This window comes from Teredinibacter haidensis, assembly GCF_014211975.1.
Taxonomy (GTDB): Bacteria; Pseudomonadota; Gammaproteobacteria; order Pseudomonadales; family Cellvibrionaceae; genus Teredinibacter; species Teredinibacter haidensis.
The window spans coordinates 3,513,368-3,531,078 of the sequence record NZ_CP060084.1 but is presented as its reverse complement, the minus strand read 5'-3'; the positions used below and the strand labels follow the sequence as shown (position 1 = coordinate 3,531,078).

At 46.0% G+C, this 17,711-nt stretch carries 12 protein-coding genes; 5 read left to right on the top strand and 7 right to left on the bottom strand.

Going from position 1 to position 17,711, the window contains the following annotated elements; translation table 11 throughout:
- Positions 1-1,200 precede the first annotated feature (1,200 nt).
- Positions 1,201-5,466: an RHS repeat-associated core domain-containing protein gene (locus H5715_RS14125; protein WP_075186941.1), complete on the top strand. Its 4,266-nt coding sequence runs from the start codon at positions 1,201-1,203 to the stop codon at positions 5,464-5,466.
- Positions 5,467-5,808: 342 nt separating this feature from the next.
- Here H5715_RS14125 and H5715_RS14120 read toward each other — a convergent pair whose 3' ends face one another.
- The 3 genes from H5715_RS14120 to H5715_RS14110 all read right to left on the bottom strand — a co-directional run bounded on the left by H5715_RS14120 (position 5,809) and on the right by H5715_RS14110 (position 7,545).
- Positions 5,809-6,435, bottom strand: coding sequence for a hypothetical protein (locus H5715_RS14120; RefSeq protein ID WP_075186940.1), 627 nt, complete (start codon positions 6,433-6,435; stop codon positions 5,809-5,811).
- Positions 6,432-6,860: a hypothetical protein gene (locus tag H5715_RS14115; protein WP_075186939.1), complete on the bottom strand. Its 429-nt coding sequence runs from the start codon at positions 6,858-6,860 to the stop codon at positions 6,432-6,434. Before H5715_RS14115 ends, H5715_RS14120 begins: the two co-directional genes overlap by 4 nt.
- A 487-nt stretch (positions 6,861-7,347) precedes the next feature.
- Positions 7,348-7,545, bottom strand: a complete 198-nt coding sequence (locus tag H5715_RS14110; RefSeq protein WP_185906542.1) for a PIN domain-containing protein — start codon at positions 7,543-7,545, stop codon at positions 7,348-7,350.
- Positions 7,546-7,612: 67 nt separating this feature from the next.
- Between H5715_RS14110 and H5715_RS14105 the strand changes: the two genes are divergently transcribed.
- Complete coding sequence (locus H5715_RS14105; RefSeq protein WP_075186936.1) at positions 7,613-8,896, top strand: RHS repeat domain-containing protein; 1,284 nt, start codon at positions 7,613-7,615, stop codon at positions 8,894-8,896.
- A 941-nt stretch (positions 8,897-9,837) separates the two neighbouring features.
- On the opposite strand, the gene H5715_RS14100 is transcribed toward H5715_RS14105, so the two are convergent.
- Entirely contained in the window at positions 9,838-10,227 is a 390-nt protein-coding gene (locus tag H5715_RS14100) for a transposase (protein ID WP_185906541.1), read from the bottom strand.
- Between the two features lie 87 nt (positions 10,228-10,314).
- Between H5715_RS14100 and H5715_RS20285 the strand changes: the two genes are divergently transcribed.
- Genes H5715_RS20285 through H5715_RS20275 form a run of 3 tightly spaced genes read left to right on the top strand, consistent with a single transcriptional unit; the run spans position 10,315 to position 11,520 of the window.
- A complete protein-coding gene (locus tag H5715_RS20285; RefSeq protein ID WP_425507045.1) occupies positions 10,315-10,605 on the top strand; it encodes an IS66 family transposase in 291 nt (96 codons plus the stop codon).
- Positions 10,557-11,042 (top strand): IS66 family transposase, encoded by a 486-nt coding sequence (locus tag H5715_RS20280; RefSeq protein ID WP_075188310.1) that lies wholly within the window; start codon positions 10,557-10,559, stop codon positions 11,040-11,042. The genes H5715_RS20285 and H5715_RS20280 overlap by 49 nt, the downstream gene beginning before the upstream one ends.
- Positions 11,043-11,052: 10 nt before the next feature.
- Positions 11,053-11,520, top strand: a complete 468-nt coding sequence (locus H5715_RS20275) for an IS66 family transposase (protein WP_343044319.1) — start codon at positions 11,053-11,055, stop codon at positions 11,518-11,520.
- A gap of 128 nt (positions 11,521-11,648) precedes the next feature.
- Here H5715_RS20275 and H5715_RS14090 read toward each other — a convergent pair whose 3' ends face one another.
- The 3 genes from H5715_RS14090 to H5715_RS14080 all read right to left on the bottom strand — a co-directional run bounded on the left by H5715_RS14090 (position 11,649) and on the right by H5715_RS14080 (position 17,701).
- Positions 11,649-14,825: an efflux RND transporter permease subunit gene (locus tag H5715_RS14090; RefSeq protein ID WP_075188308.1), complete on the bottom strand. Its 3,177-nt coding sequence runs from the start codon at positions 14,823-14,825 to the stop codon at positions 11,649-11,651.
- A 3-nt stretch (positions 14,826-14,828) separates the two neighbouring features.
- Positions 14,829-16,046, bottom strand: a complete 1,218-nt coding sequence (locus H5715_RS14085) for an efflux RND transporter periplasmic adaptor subunit (protein ID WP_075188307.1) — start codon at positions 16,044-16,046, stop codon at positions 14,829-14,831.
- 785 nt (positions 16,047-16,831) lie between these two features.
- Complete coding sequence (locus H5715_RS14080) at positions 16,832-17,701, bottom strand: delta-class carbonic anhydrase (protein ID WP_075188306.1); 870 nt, start codon at positions 17,699-17,701, stop codon at positions 16,832-16,834.
- Positions 17,702-17,711: the final 10 nt, after the last annotated feature.

The following is a 17,711-nucleotide window of genomic DNA, read 5'->3' as shown; positions in this document are numbered from 1 at the left end:
ATCGTCGTTCTTTATTCATTCTTGTGCGCGTGCCACCAGAATACTAAAACCCGAGGATTAGGTGGAGGCTTGTCCGGAATAACGCTTATAACGATGGCAGCTTGTATGAGTTATGGAAGCGGGACTATGTGGAAAGTATTCAATTCGTTAATTTGAAACAGCGAAAAAATTTCGAGTGGGAAACTCCTTCCTTCGAGGAATCAATAAAGAATACGAAAAGTATATTGTTGGAATTCCCGAAATACATCTGGATGTATTTTGAGGTATCGAAACTAACAGGACAGGGAGCTTGTCTGATCGCTAACAAAAAATAAATACTCTAGCTCTTGATAGTTTGCACTGACAGAGCCAGATGAGCCAACCACTTTTCAAACCGCGATCCGCATCGCGCATGCAACAGATACACACTTTTTATTTGGCATATATCAAATTTAGTGACAATTTTTGTTTGAGTAGAGACCCTGCAGTGTATCCGGTTACATTCATTTTGATTGAAAATCATACGGTACGGTCGATATTTGATCTAAATTCATACTAACGGATGGGTTGGTCGGTTTATTATTGACTCTTTAGTGCCGGTACCCATCTCGTTCGAGGCATCATAATATCTCATGGATGCAGACGTTAACACGCAAAGTCGTTTCAATTTGGGTATTTAACGAAGCGGTGAATATTCAAACTGAAAAATCGATAGCTTAGAGCTTGTCTAAGAATCTTTTCAGGTCGATTTATAGTGTTCGCTATCTCAAAGCTTTCTATTTCTACCGCATAAATACAATCCGTCTCTTGGCTAGTTTATTTGAGACGGGTGATAGTCAGCGATTGTGCCGCAAATATCCAACCAAAGGGAGTGCGTATCTCCAAGCTGTCAGAGAAATTTTAAGTTTAATGGCCTAACGTCGTTGTGAATAGAGTTTATTAAAAGGAAATGATAATGAAAAACACCTTAACTTTTTTCGGTGCAGTCCAGCAATAGGTTTAATTTTTCTGCTGGGCATATGCTTTTTTTCAAATGCCGCTTTTTCCCAGTGTGAGACATCAGCGACGGCTGTTGTTAATTCTTTAGAGGGTGATTCTACTGTATCGTATGATGTTCGAGTAAATTGCACTGAAGATCCCAACCCGAACGATGACGATGAGGGTGGCAAAAAAAGAAGAGGTAGTAAAAGTCACCGGGCCAAGCTTGTCTGATGTAAAAAAATGCGAGATGCCAGAAGAAATGAGTTGTTGCTTAACGCAAGCAATACCGATTTATTGGCGAGGCTTGGGGCGATAGAGGGTTTCGCCTCAATGGCGGATTTGTATAGCAATGACGCAAAAAGCGCTAAGGAAAAAGATAAAGAGCTCAGTGATGATGGGGGTGAGAAATCACCGTGCCCTGTCATTATTAGAGATGCGGAAAAAGTTCTACATGAGCGCGACTATTTTGGTACAGGTGGTTTTCCGCTCAATATTTCAAGAGGATACGCTTCCCTATCTCAGAGTAAAATAGGCTCCTGGCAAATACCTGGTATCTTTGGTAATAGTTGGTCTACCACATTAGATACCCAGATAAGGCTAGACTATAGTAAAACTGAAGCCTGCTGGTTTGTTATGGGTAGAGGTGCGGTTGGCGACTGCGATGCTTCTCGGCTGCCAATAGCTATTAGCGTTATTAAAAACCTAAAGCAAAGTGGATTTTTGAGGATCATCTCTGGCCCATATAGTAACGACTACTATCCAAGCCGGGATCCGAATGATAGCGAGAGAATATACAAAAGTGGTAGTACTTGGATATATGAAAATGCGGGCCAGTCTTCCTATGTGTTTTCGAGCGTTGGCCGCTTGGGAAAAATTATTCCCTATAAAAGCGGTAAAGAATGGAGTTTACAATACGAAAATAATAGTTTAGTAGAAGTTTTACATAGCTCCGGCCGTAAACTGGTATTTAATTGGAAGTCTTCTTCTGTTAGCGGTCTTCCCCCTGTATTAGATGCGATAACATTGCCCAACGGTAAGCAGGTTAAGTATGTAATTGAGCCTATAGGGTCATCTACCAAACTGTCGAATCGTTTTTTAAAAGAGGTTGTATATCCAGAAGGGACTGGAAGCCTAAAATATGATTGGGAGCCAAATGGAAATATCGTTGCCAAGTATGTCGATGGCGTTAAACGGGGGGACTACCAGTATGAATATGGTCGGGTAAAATACAGCGGTCTCGTTGGCGGTATTAATCGCTCCACATTTAGTACTGCGGCAAATAAGCGAATAGTTACAAATGCGAAAGGTGGCGTGAAAGAATATGCCTATGACGACCATAAGCGCTTGATTGGTGTGGACAAAAATTCTACGGGGGTGTGTCCTGGAGCAGCAAAAGAAATCCAGTACTACAGTGAGGACGATCCGCGATCCAAAGTGAAATTTAAAGAGGATTGGAACGGAAAACGAACAGCTTACACATACTGGAAAAACGGGGGCGACGTTAAATCCGAGTATGTAAATGGAGTAACGAAAGAGTATTGGTGGGGAGTGAATGGGCAGCTGAGCACTTTAAAAGTGTGGAATGGAGCGAGAAATCCAAGCCTTTGTGCCGTAGGTGATTCATGCCTAGAGCCTACGCAGTTGGTTCCTGCTAGAGTTATCAGGTATGTCTATGGAGGAAAGGATGACGCCGCGTATTTTGGTCGATTAATGTATAAAACTACTAAAGCCCTCAAGTATGGTAGCGGTGATTATACTCCTGAGAGAAAGCATGTATTTGCTTATGAGTTTTATGATAGCGGCGTTGTGAAAAAGACAACTGTTGATGGGCCAGAAGACGGAGATAGTGATAAAACCATATCTGAATACAATTCATATGGTGATCTGGAGAAGGTTACAAACGGGGCTGGGCACGTAGTTAAATACAATTATCGTACTTCAGATGCAGGGCTGCCATATCAAATGGTCGATCCGAATGGAATTCCTACAGACTTCACTTATGATGCTAGAGGTAGGCTCAAGCAAACCTCGGTTATCGGTTATTCCAGCTTAGTTACAAAAATAGAATATTACGGCGATAACCAAATAAAACAAATCACCGCCCCTGCAGGTTACTACGTAAAATACAACCTAGATGAAGCTCGGCGAACAAAAACCATCGAGAGTCTATTTGCTGGTAATAATTATGCTATTAGGCAAGAAGCGTTCGAGTACGATTTACTCAACAATATAACCTCGTCTAAATCCAACTTAGTCACAGCCAGTGGCGTAGTAACGAATAACGTTGTTACGCTTGATGCTGACTATGATGAGTTTGGGAATAGAACCGTCGACCATGGTCAAAATGAGCAGTTGAAGAGTTACACTTATACGCCTGGCGGTAATGTAGAGACCGTTACTAATGCTATGGGGCATGTTGTATCGTTTAGTTACAATGCTTATGGCCAACTGGAGTGGTCTAAAAATCAGGAAAATGAAATAACCCGGTACTATTACGATCGTTTAGGCTACCTTAAAGAGGTCAAGGACGCTCTTGGAAATTCCACACTCTATAATCGCAACGGGTTTGGTGAAGTCGAACAGTTGGTTAGCGCAGATACAGGAGTAACCGAGTACGAGTACACTACTGGGGGCCTATTGCGCAAGATTGAAACAGCTAGCAATACAACGATTACGTACGATTACGACAACTTGGGTCGACGCGGTAACGTGAAAGCTGAAGGGAGTGATATTCAAAATATTGATTACTCTTACGATTCTTATTGCGATGTAGTTGCTCGCCAAAGCTGTCAGTTTGGTAAGGCCCGCCTATGTGCGGTAACTGATAATTCCGGTTATACGAGTTATAGCTATACGGCTGACGGAAATCTCGCTCGTCAAACAAGCAAGGTGGATGGGGCGACGTATTCCATTAATTACGGCTATGATAGTTATCGACGGCTTTATTTAGAAAGCCTGCCGGGAGGTGTTAATGCCCGCTACGGCTATGATACTGCCGGGAATGCCAACAAGGTAATGGTACAAATTAACGGTGGTAGCTGGTTACCACTGGTTGAGGTGACCCAAGGGCTGAGAGAAGAAGTCTGGGAGTATGGCCAGGGGGCAACTCCTTGGGGGGGGGGCAACATTACCGCGACTAAGAAGTTTGATCTTGACGGAAGGCTCGTTGCATATAATAACTATTTTTATAACAAGTCGTTTTCCTATGATAATCGAGACGCCATTTCAAAAGTGGTGGGTGGGCCAGAAGGTCAATATAATTATGTTTATGATGATGTCGGGCGGCTGAAACGTGAAAAATATAACAACACAACCTATTTGCCAGGTAGCTATTCCTATGTTTATGATTCCAATGGAAATCGCGATTCCTACCAGCTTGGTTCTCAGCCACCGAAAGATTTTGTTATTGATCCCGACAGCAACCACATAACCAAAATCGGTTCGGAACCACTCGTTTACGACGAGGTAGGTAACCTGAAAGAGCACCGCAGGAGTACAACATCTGCTGCGCCAAAATATCGGTATTATTACGATAGTTTGGAGCGAATGACCGGATTTTATAAATACGATACTGGTCAATCCAACTATATATACAATTACGCCAATCAGCGTGTGTCAAAGTATGCGCGGAAGAATCAAGGCGGCCCCGCAGTAATTAATCACTATCGATATTTGTACGATAGTAGAGGCTTATTACGTGCGGAAACCAAAGCAGATTCGACGGCTATAGATAAAACGTATATTTATTTCCGTTCGGTACTGGTAGGTTTTGTGATGAATGGTAAGCTGTATTCGGTGCTGCATGATCAAACGGGTCGGCCACAGTTAGTATATGTTGCAAGTGGTAGTACTTACGATGTGGTATTTGCAGTCAAGTCCCAAGGCTTTAAGCGACAAGTTGTGACCAATAAAATCGGTGGTATGAATATTGGCTTTCCGGGACAATATTATGACAGTGAATCAGGGCTTTGGTATAACATCAACAGATACTATGACCCAGAGATGGGGCGCTATACGCAATCTGACCCGATTGGTTTGACGGGTGGTATGAATACCTATGCTTATGTGGGTGGGAATCCTATTAGTTTAATTGACCCTTATGGACTAAAAACATGCTTGTTGACGGTTAGAAATAGTGCTGGGTTAGGTGTTCATTCTGCTGTCCAGATGACAAATCTAGGAACTATCTACGACCCTAACGGAGGCTATAGTCAGCAAAATGGTGGTGGAGAGTATGTCGATGCGAAGAATACTGATGGTTTTAATGCTTATCATCAATCTGATGGTGATACTGTAGAATCACAATGTAAGGATACGTCTAAAGCACAAGAACTGGCAATACAAAGCGCCATTATTAGTGCGCCTACTTCAGGTGCTTTAGGGTGTTCAATGAGTGCATCTAGTGTATTAAATGCATCAGGGGTATTTTCTGGGGTGCAGCCAGATACATTTTGGCCCGGAAATCTTTCAGACCAATTTGGAGCCGCCAAGGTGAATGGAGGATGATTTTAATCAACCGTGTTCTATTATTGTTTTTATTAGTTACTGCGTTTGTTTATTGGTGGGTGGATTCATTTATAAGAGTTTACCCTGCATATTTATCGATACCTTTGCAGACCATCCTTGTTTGGCTCTTAATTAATAAATTATCTAAACATAAGTGGCACTTCCTTGTGGTGCTAGTAATCTCTGCTGTTATCGGGTGGGTGGTAAGCATTATCACTCACAATTTATTGTCTTTGGTTTATTATGATAATTTTGTGCTGTCTATAACGGAGCACTACCAATCTCAAAAGCTATTGAAGCACCTATGGTTTATGTGTTGGTCTTCTTTAGTGACGCTAGGTGTTATTCAGGCATTGGTTTTGACGTTTCTTTTGAGGTGCAACATACATAAGAAACCATAACCGACACTCTCACAGTGTCGGCTAAGGCATCATCATGACAGTAACCGATGTGAATGGCAGTATCATCATTTATATCAAACGCATCGATTATTGCGCTGCTTGTGGCTTCGATGGATTCAGTGTTTAAGTTGGAACTATGAGTGGTGATGATGGCGTATACGGGTTGGTTTGATGATGGTTGACAACCTTGAAATTCCAGTGATGGAATGATGGTTTCGGTAATGTGATTGCTGCAGTTATCAGTTGTTGATAGTGATGATGACGAGTAAGCAATATTGCCGCTGTCATTGATAACTTCATCAAGGAAATCGGGATTGCCATTAAGTAACCATGTACCAACGGGGTTTGGTTCAAACATACAACGAACAATATCAAGAGTCAGTTGAAGTAATTCTTCTGGCTCTTTTTTATTGGCAAGTGCATCAATGCACATCTCTGAATCGGGTTTCGCATCATCAATATTGGTGATGAATTCACCGAAATGATGAAGCATGTTCATGAATGATGAATTAGGTTGTTGTTTGCTCTTTTGGTCTGTCTCGGATTCCATCAGGTCAAGAAATTTCATGATGAAACACCCTCTGCTGAAATTCTTGAAATCCGATTAAACTGGCTGCAATCTACCTTGCTGGTCACTGCGTTATTGCGTTCGATGGTTGATGAAAAGCAATCAAAGTACTCGCCGATTTTCGACTCAACATACACTAGTTTACAGGCATCATCATGGTGGATATGCAATTCAATTGCTTCAACAATATTGAGCAAATCATCACGAGTAATCTTGTCTGAAATATCATCGAAATCACTGGTAGTGAATGCTGATGATGGTAGTGATAAAGCAATATAATCATCATCAAGCTCATGGCTTAAACCATGCGCTTTCATCACTGTGATAATATGGTTAACACACGACAGTGAGTGAAAGCTTTCTGTATCAGATAACCTAAATGCTGATGTTTGAAAGTAACGGGTAATGGTGTTTGTTTTGGTCATGATTATTCCTTATGAGTATCATGATATTTATACCCAAGAAATTGACCGTGATGCGTTGATATTACTGATGATACCGGGCAATTATCTTAGGTAATGTGTCATTGGCAATTGCCTTTTTAATTTACCTTTGCATATTGGATTTCTTGTTCGTGTTTGTAATGGATGAACAAAGATCGATCATAAATGACTTGGGATTGTTGATAGCTGCAATGCCATTTATTGGGGCTTTTTTTACCTTTAGAATGGCAAGTGATAGCACATCCATAAAAACAAGAATTTCCATTAGCATTCTATTTTTTCTGGCTTTAGTAGTTATAGGGTTCATTGAATATCTTTGGGTTGCCACCCATTTCCATACATTATTGGGTGGCAAAATATGATACTACTTGGGGAAAAATAGATAGCACATCCACTTTAATTCTTTAATTAAAGTGGTAAGGGGTCGGAGTGAATTAAGCAAAATCCCAGCCAAGCGCTGGGATTTGTGTTATGGGCTGATTCCCTCAATCTCAATCATTGTATCGAAACGCTTAAAATCTGCCGTGTTATGCGTCAGCACAGAGGGAATACCATAAGCCAGCATGGTGGCGACAATATTGGCATCATGCACCTGCTTACCGCCGATCTGAAAATCACCCATCAGCTTAACCAGTTGGCTGGTGACGGCGCTGGTATCGTCAGCCACCTGAAACCGTTCTTCCAGATAACGTACCAAGAGTCGGGGTCGCGTCTTACATTTCACATATCCGTCAGTGCTGGGTTTTGTTAGCTCTGGTCGTCCTCCTTATCCCTTAGGCGCCTTCCCGATTATTCATGCATGCGGCCTCGTCTACCAAAGCGGCAGCATTGGTAGCCGCACCTACGACCCCAACTCCAACCTCATTACGCGCAACACCACACCCCAAACCAGTGATTACCACTACGACGCGTTAGATCGGCTCATTGGCGACAGTATCGACAATGCCCAGTCTTCAACCTTTAATTACGACCTCAGTGGCAACCGCTTGCGTAAAGGCCAGGCCGAATTCAACGAGGAGGAATACACTTATCTGGCGGGTTCTAATCGCTTATTATTAACCGAAAAGCTCGACAACGACGAACCTGCCAACCTCAACACCATCGTTGCCCGCGCCACTACCTACAACGATGCCAATCGCCGTTACCAGGTGTTCGCTCCGGGTGTTATCGAGCCCATAGCAACCTATATTTTTAATGCCCAGGGGCAACGAACGAGAAAGATCACCGCCGACGGTACGGTTATTTATCACTACGATAGCCACGGCATGCTCATCACAGAGACTCGTGCAACCGGTGAATTAATTAAGGATTACATTTGGAATGGCATGAGCCCAGTGGCGCAGATAGATTCTGTGGCGGGCACTGAGACGGTTTCTTTCCTGCATACGGATCATTTGTACACACCGAGGTTTGCTACGAACTCATCCGGTACTATTGTTTGGCGTTGGGAGGGCGAGGCGTTTGGAGAAACAAATGACGAGGCGCTGAATCAGTTTACGTATAATTTGCGGTTTCCGGGGCAGTATTTTGATGTGGAGACACAGACGCATTACAATTGGATGCGGAGTTATGACCCCAGTCTTGGACGATACGTTCAGAGTGATCCTATTGGGCTTGAGGCTGGGATTAATACTTATGCTTATGTGGGGGATAATCCGTTGAGTAGAATTGATCCAAAAGGATTATGGGATTTTTATGTCACAGGCAACATCGAGGGTTCTTTGGTTTGGGGGATTTCCTTAGTGCAGGGTTTCTATATTGGATCAAATGGTGTTGGTCCCATCGATAGTTTTGGCGGGGTTATTGGGGTAGAAGCTGGAGCGGAGATAGAGTTTGGATTTTATACGGGGAATACTCCGCCTAAAGATGTAAATGGGTTTGAAATAGAGCTCGATACTGGACCTGTTGGTTTTTGTTATGGTGAAACAACCTCTGGAAAAACTATGGGAATGAATTTTGGTCCAGGTTCTCCAGGCTTTTTAACAACCCTACCGGGGAGCAGTTTTTCTATATTTTGAGTTGGTAGAATGAAGATGAAAAATGAACGTCAAATATTGAGAGCACAGTATAAGAGGGTTTTGTTATTGTTTTTGTGCTTCCCTGTTTTCGTAAGTATTTCAGTGCTGTTTTTCGGGGAGGACATAGCTTTTTGTTTTTCAGTGGTCTATGGGCTTGTTTTCTTAATGATGGGGGTGTTCGTTTTTAACAAGGACTGCCCTAGCTGTAAAATGCCATTTTTTAGATCTGGCATATTTTATAGTGTGCTTCCAGCCTGCAGTCATTGCGGATATAACCTGTTCTCGAAGAAATCAACAGGTTCGGAGCAATAGGAAAATAATTTTTATTTTCTAATTGTTTTCCCTCTAGTGGCAAGAAGCTCCGGTCAGAAATGACCTGGGCTTTTTAGTTTTTGTTTTTAGGACTCCTGTTGCTGCTTGATAAGGGCATCGAGCATCTCGTTGACGAAACTTTTGTTTTGCTCTGGGCAATAATGCGATCTGCTCGATCTGTTTTTGCAGTTTGGACGCAGCCCTCCGTTTGGCAGGCTTGCCCTGAATCCCCAAAACAAAATCACAAAACCCGGGGGCAGGCCGGAATGGCACTTACTTTAGGACCGCCAAAAACTAGATCATTCAGCATTTCCGGTTTTTCTATATTCTCGCTGCTTTGGAGGATGCCCGTTTTTTAATATTTCCGCCTGCGCTAACTTCCGGTGTTTTGTCAGTAAAGAAAAAGGTTTCGGCCTCCGTTTAACAGCCCTCGGTTCTATGCGACCAGGCCGATTACCTGCCTGCTGCTCCCCGACTAACTTGAACAGTTGCTTCAATTGATTTTCATCACAATATTCCACTTGACGACTCCAGGCCAACCATAACTGCAGCGTGTGTTTAAAACTGAGAGCGCGAGGTTGTACGTTTGCCAGCGTTGCAGATTGAGCCATGATAATTCGAATAAGGTTCTATGCCAGAAAATATATCCACATTTCTTTCTCAGCCATATCTGGTGTACGACAAACCAAGGTTTCCATTCCTAATGTTGTTTTGATATTTCGAATATCCAGTTCTACATGCCAGCGCTGACGGTAAAGCTCCTTCAAAGAGTTTCGCGGTGCATCGTTAGGCCGTAGTAACGAGGTAATCAATATTTTGTTTCCAATTCTGACTTCCGTTATCGTCAACTCTTCTGGTAACGCGTGATAATCGTCTTGCTTCATCCATTCTGGGCATTGCTTGGGCTTTGGTAAACGAATGAGGTGATCTCTGGCTCCCAGCTTAACGCCCTTACGAAAATCCGTTTTTCGCTTTCTCATTCCATTTTGCTCAAAAACGACATCTATGGATCGTGCCATACATTCGGCTTACGCAAAATAGCTTCCATAAATGGCGTCACCAAGCAGAATATCTCCGCTTTTAAAACTGGGCAATATTGACCGCAGATTCTCTGTAAACGTTTTGGTTCTTCCAGTGAAAAATCGTCACCTGACCAGCTAGGCTTGTTTAATGAAGCCGAATGCGAAGAAGCTGGCAGCACAACAGTTAAAAACCATTCCGGTACCCACACGTCGCGTGTCAGCAATCTCCCTCGTGAAGAAATTTTTAACGATCTACCCCAAGCAGAGAAGGTCTGCCCGCACGATGGCACCGAACTCAAAACATTAGCAGTGAAGATCACGAACAGTTGGGCATCATTCCGGCCAAAATCAAAGTTGTACGCCACAAGCGTTTAAAGTACGAGAACCGCATAGTCACTGCAAGCAAGCCGAAACAGCCCATCGAAAAGAGCATTGCCAGCCCAAGCTTACTCTCTTACATCGCTACCCAGAAATACGCGGATGCTTTGCCCCTATATCGTCAGAGTGAGATATTCAAGCGTATCGGTATTGAACTAGGTCGAACCAATATGGCCGACTGGATGGTGAAGTGTGGTGAACTAGTGCAGCCACTAATTAATCTACTGATTGATCATCCACATAAACAGCCATGCCTGCACGTGGATGGAACAACCTTACAAGTGTTAGACGAGCCCGGCAAAACGGCACAGAGCAAAAGCTATATGTGGGTTATGGGCAATACCGGTCATCGGCGATCATGTGTGTTCCGATACGCGCAGTCAGAAGGCGCTTCTAAACCTGCTCAGTCAAGACAGCACCGCCATTACGGCTGAGGGCTAAGAAATATATCAAAAAGCCTGCGATCAATACCAAATACAACGTTCTGGCCGCATGGCCCATGCGCGTAGTAAGTTTAAGGACGCGAAACCTATACTCGAAAAGCTAACAACGTGGGCGGAAAAAAGCTTACAAACCGTTGCTCTCAAAACAAAAATTGGGGAAACTCTGGTGTACCTGCATAACCAGAGGGATCGCTTGGTTGCGTACTTAGGTGATGGCAATTACCCAATCGACAATAACGCGGCTGAACGAGCCATACGCCCCTTTACCATTAGTCGCAAGAATTGGATGGTTAGTAAAAGCGAAGCTGGTGCCAAGACTAGCGAAAATCTTTACAGTCTAATCGAAACCGCAAAAGCCAATGGGCTTAATGTGTTCGACTATCTTCAGCTCATTGTTAAAGAGCTTCCCAGCGCGCAGAGTGCTGAGCAGGTTGAGGGATTGTTACCTTGGAATATTGAATTAAGCTAGGGCGTGGTTGGTTTTGCGCGTACTTCTTTCTCAATACTTTAAGGCAATATAGCCAAAAAAAAGCCTGCCGGTAAAAAGATTCCGGCAGGCTAGGAATGAGGTGTTTTAAAACAACCTCGTATAAAACTTTAGGTGCTTTCTGCTTCTAGCCAAGCTTCGCGCGCCGCTTTTTTAGCGCGTCGGTGTTTGGGGCTTATATCGGCAGAAATCATGTAGAGATTGGGTACCAGCACCAGAGTTACCAGGGTCGCAAAGAGCACACCAAAGGCTAGCGATACAGCCATAGGAATCACAATCTGCGCTTGTAGGCTGCTTTCGAACATAATGGGCATCAGGCCTGTAAAAGTGGTGAGTGAGGTCAGTGCGATCGCCCTAAAGCGTTTTTGACCTGCGTGGAGAACGGCTTCGATCAGGGTTTCACCGCGCTCCAGCGCGCGGTTAACGTAGTCCACCATGACCAGTGAGTCGTTCACCACAACCCCCACCACTGCGAAGATGCCAAACAGCGACATGCGGCTGACGTCCATTCCGAGAATGACATGGCCGAGAACTGCGCCGATCACACCGAAGGGAATCACCGACATTATCATCAGTGGCTGAGTGTAGGATTTCAGTGGCAGGGCCAGCAGCACATAGATGGGCAGCAATATCACCAGAATGCTTAGTATCTGCGTGGTAAAGCCCTCTCGGTCGTCCTTCAGCTTACCTGCTTCTTCAATCTGAATGGACGGATAGCGTTTTTGCAGATTGGGGAAGACCTCTTTTTCTATAGTGTCGGCAATTTTGAAGCTCTCGGCTTGCTCGAAATCGACGGAGGCCCAGACGCTAATTGCACGATTGCCCTCTTCACGATAAATCTGGTTTACGCCCTCGGTAAATTCGATATCGGCAACTTCTGACAGGGGAACTTCGGCACCACCGGGGGTGCGGATCAATACACTGTTAATGGAGCCCAGTGTGTTGCGTTCGTTTTCGGGGTAGCGCACCATTACGCGAATTTCCTGCCTGTCGCGCATAATGCGCTGCGCTTCAATGCCGTAAAGGCTAAAGCTGGCTTGCCCGGCCACATCGGCGGTAGTTAGTCCCAAACTGTAGGCCACAGGCTTAAGCTTGAACTGAATTTCTTTGGCCGCTTGGTGTTCACTGTCGTTGATTTCCGAAACGCCCTTCATTTTTGCTAGCTCGGTTTTAATTTCGGCTGCGGCTGCTTGTAGCTCATCTATATTGCGGCCTTTAATACGGAAATTGATATCGCCATCGCTGGTGCCGCCATGGAAAATACTGTCGATCACGGTGATATTTTTCATATTGGAAATGGGCGGCATTTGCTCGCGCCAGCGGCGGGAGAGTTCAAAGGCGTCCATTGGGCGCAGCTCGGGTTCGACCAGTTTGGCTTCAATACGCGCTTTGGTGCGGCCCTGATCGTACATCAGTACCTTTTCAACCATAGGCGCGCCGAACTCGGTTTCGATGTCTTTCTCCACCTTGCGAATCACGTCCTCAATGGCAAACATACCGTCGAGCAATGCGCTCTCAGGAGCATCCGGATTCATTTCCAGTACGATATTGGTAAAGTCGTGAGGAATTTTGGGCATCATCACCATGCGAATAGCACCGGAGGCAAAGAGGCCGACGGTGAGCAAGACCATGGCGATAAAACCCGCCAGCACGGTGTAGCGATAGTGGAGTGTTACTTCCAAAAATGGGCGGTATTTTGTTTCGATAAAGTTAAGTAATTTGGTATCCACGGTCTTTCGAAAGCGTGTGAGCGGATTGCGTGAATTAACATTTTCTTGCGACATGGCGGCCAGGTGAGCCGGGAGAATAAGCTTGGATTCAACCAGGGAAAACAGCAGGCAGAGGACCACCACATAACCAATGGCGTGGGGAAAGGCCGACTGCGGGCCGCTCTCTAGCACCATAGGCATAAAGGCAGCCATAGTGGTAAGCACACCGAAGGTGGCGGGTACGGCAACCCGTTGGGCACCGCGAATTACGTTGTCCATAGACAGGCCGCGAGACTGGGTTTCAGTGTAGACGCTTTCACCAATAATAATGGCGTCGTCCACCACCACCCCAAGCACCATAATAAAGGCAAACAGACTGGCGACATTGACGGTGACATCAATCATGCCCAGTGGGAGCAGGGCTAAAGCGCCGAGAAAGCTGACTGGCAGCCCCATCATGACCCAGAAGGCGAGCTTGGTACGCAAGAATACGGTAAGGATCAGGAATACCAGAATACCGCCCCAGAACATGTTTTCTAGCATCATGTTCAAGCGGCCGTTCAGATAGTAGGTGAGGTCGGCCCACGGCTCTAGGCGAATACCTTCAGGCAGTGTGGCCTGGCGCTTATTAACATATTCGAGCACGATTTTGGATACATCGGTAATGCTCTGGTCGCGGGAAGCGCCCACGAAAAAGGTCAGAGAATTCACTCCGTCCAGCTTGGCGTAGTTCACGCCTTCTTCAAAACCATCGCTAACATGAGCGACATCGCTCAGAACCAGGCGGGTGCCGTCTTCGAGGTTGCGTAGCGGAATGCTTTCGTACTCGGAACCGATATAGGCCTGTTCTTCCACTCGAACTGAAATATGGCCGGCGTCTGCGCGAATTTCACCGGCAGATCGGTTGGTCGAAAAATTGCGCACAGCATTGGCGATATCGTTAAAACTGAGATTGTATTCCCGCAGCTTGTCCTGGCTGACTTCGATGGCAATCTCGTATGCGGCACCGCTGTAGAATTCGGTAATGTTTACTTCCGGCAGGGCGCGCAGCTCGTCGTGGATGGTTTCTCCCAGCTGCTTTAGCTCGCGAATGGAAACGTCCCCGGCGATATTCAGCCACATCACTTCTTGGCGGAATTTATCGTGTTTTACGCGGGCAGGCTCCATACCGGCAGGGAAACTGGAAATGGCGTCGACTGCAGATTTTACATCGTCGAGCACGTCCTGGGCGTCGTAGCCATCCATCACTTCCAGGTCGGCGGTGGCGTAGCCGCGATTACTGCGGGTAATAATACGCTCTAAACCCTCGATACTCTGAAAGGCTTCCTCGAATTTGGTGGTGATGGTTTCTTCCACTTCATCCGGTGCGGCGCCTCGGTAGGTGGCAGAAACGTTAATCCAGGTGTTTTCGATCATCGGAAACATCTGCTTGCGAATATTCATGGCTGAATAAACGCCCATTAGCAGAATGCCGACCATCAGCAGATTAGCGGCCACCGGGTTGCGGGCGAACCAGGCAATAAGGCCTTTTTGGGTATCTAAATGAGCGTCGACTGCGGTGTTGTTTGGACTCGACATGGCTTAGCTCTCCTTGTCGGTCAGTGTTGTTGCCTGGGGTTCAGCCGTTATTAGTGGTTGGGCGCCGGACATTGAATCGTCTTCCTCTGCGGCCTCAGTACTGAGCGCCATGCCTTCCACCGGGTACTCCAGCGATGAGGTGATCAGCAGGTCGCCGTCCATCAGGCCGTTGGAAATAACGCTGAATTTACCTTCATGACGAATCACTTCGACTTCGGCAAAGGTTAAGGTGTTGTTGTTGCCATAAAGCGCCAAGCGGTTATCGCGCAACAGCTGGCGAGGCACATAGGCGGCAGACGCAATGTGTCGACCTTCGATCTCGGCGGTGACGTAGGTGCCAAAGGGTAGGCGAGGAGCGTCACTCTGGCCAGAGCGGTTGTAAGGGTCCTCCAGCTGCGCAACTAAATAAACCATGCGGCTTTTGTCATCCACGACGCCTTCGTCGCGAACAATATTGGCTTGCCAGCTTACGATTCGGTTTGATAGGGTTGCGACCAAGTTAACGGGCGCGTTGATACCGCCCGCCTCAAGAAAGGCCAAGTCGTTATTGGAAACGGGTAGACGAATTTCGGCGGTCTCGACATCAAGCACGGTACCGATATGCGTGCCCATATTGGCAAAAGTGCCGGGGCTGACATTTCGGGCCGCTACCAGCGCATCAAATGGGGCTATGATTCGAGTGCGCTGCAAATCTTTTGTGGCCTGACGCACGCCAGCTTCGGCGGCTTTCACACCCGCAAGAGCCTGTTCCTGTTGGGGCTTGCGCAAGCCCAGCTCGGACGGTTCGGCATTGGTGATTTTTTCCCACTCGGCTTCGGCGACACGGCCCTGAGCACGCTCCAGAATAAACTGTGCTTTGGCGCTGGCCAGGCTGGCGTTAGCTTGTTGCAGTTTTACCTGATAGTTAAACGGGTCAACCTGCGCCAGTAACTCACCCTTGTTAACCAGACCACCGCGTACGAATTTTTCCGATACCTGTGTGATTTCACCACTTACCTGCGCCAGCAGTTGGGTTTGAAATTTGGCTTGAACCAAACCCTGGGATTTTACACTCAGCGTTAAGGGGGCTAACTCGACTGTTTTTACCGAAACAAATGGCGCATTGTTCGTATCGTTCTTACGCTCAGGCTTTTTCTTTCCGGCGACAAGTGCGGCAACAATGGCTGCGGCAATCAGAATAATTACAATAGGAAAGACAATCCGTTTGGTGGTACTGGTCATTATCGTAAAGCTCCGAATAATAAGCGCCTAAAAATTGTGCGGTTTATGGTGGCAGAGGCCAGGTGATCAGCAGGTTAATAAATGGGCACTGAAGAATTAACTGAGGGGCGCTATTGTAGCGCGAATGTCACGACGAGATTCGATAAGATTTGTTAAGGAAAGCGACATAAAAAATGAACAGAGCTAGTGGGTGTTGAACAGAGCCAGTATTCCCCCTGTCTGGCGGGTGTTGTATGTTGCGGTGTGGATTCTAGGCGCTAAGAAAGAACGCCAAGCGTAACATTTTGTAATATTTTGAAACACAAGCGCGCCGTCGAGTGAACGGCGCGGGAGGGTTCGTGTGTAGGGCCGTTTGTTACGTCTAGAGCGAGGGCTTAGCCATGGGAGGTACGCCACTCTAGGTAATACTCTCCAATAATGCGACCCGGTTTTCGGCGACCATTTCGCAACTATAAACAGGCGAACAGCCCGTATTCATTCGCGGAAGTATGGCTGTGGTTGGCTAAATGAAAACTGGCTTCTGTGTGGCGGCGAAGTCTTGCTTCACTTGTGTCTTGGATATTTTGGATTGTGACAAAAAAAAGAGCGTCTGCTACGGATGATTGTTTTAACGCCTGAATAAGCTTTATTCTGCGCCGTGATCGTTTGCGATAACGTAGGCTTAAGCGCGTTTATTTTTCTGATAAATGATGGCTGTGTAAGCATGGCCTTCAGCAGGAAAGTTGCGCATGCGATTTCTCTGCTGAAGGATTTATTTGCGATGGCTAACGTGTTGTCCAAATTGCTTATTTCGGGATTTTTGACAGAAGATCCGAGTTGGTGACGAGGTTTCGCACACCGTGTGCATGATCTTCGTTAAAGATATTACCTTCGCACCATTTGCCAACGGTTTGAATATTCACTTTTGATACCTTGGGGCGGACGCTCCAGGTTACCTGGAAAGGAGAGGCCGTTTCATTGTAACCCGGCCCGGTGGTAGAGCCAGCGTATTGAACCGGAGTACCGGTGTTACCAGGTATATTTAAGGCTTGGTGAAGACCGTTTTTCGCGCTGTGTTTGGTCAGTTCGCCGAAGTCTAAAGCGTTACTATCGTTAACCAGCACATACACTTGCGTTTCCACTCGCAACTGCGGGTTTTTAATGGAGTCACTTAAGCATGAGCCTAATGTAGCTCCGGGCTCGACCTTTGCGCTTGTGTGAACGTAGTGCACTTCAATCGTATCACCAGCGGCTAGATCGCCATGTTTGCTTGGACATACTTCACCTGCGACCGGTTTACGTTCGGCGGCGCTCAAATGACCAGAATACTGGTATCCACTTTGATAGCCGTGGCCATCGCCGTTGCCAGCATAGGTCGTAAACTCACCGCCCTTATGCTCGGCGTTTTTATGGAAATGGATATTGCAGAGATTCATCTCTGTGTAAGCGGGCGCAGCACCAAAAAGCCTTTGGTTGTTACCCGTTGCAGAGTCAATATCGCGTGGTGCCTGTGGGCCAAATCCTTTATCTTTCGTGGTCTTCGCAAGCATTGCACGCTGACTGACAATAACCTGGTCAGACACGTGGCTATGTTCGTTCGAGTGGCTGTCTTTAGCGTTGGCATAAAGAGCCACTGCGGATACTGAAACAAGACAGGCAAGTAGCGCATTTTTCATTTATTTACCT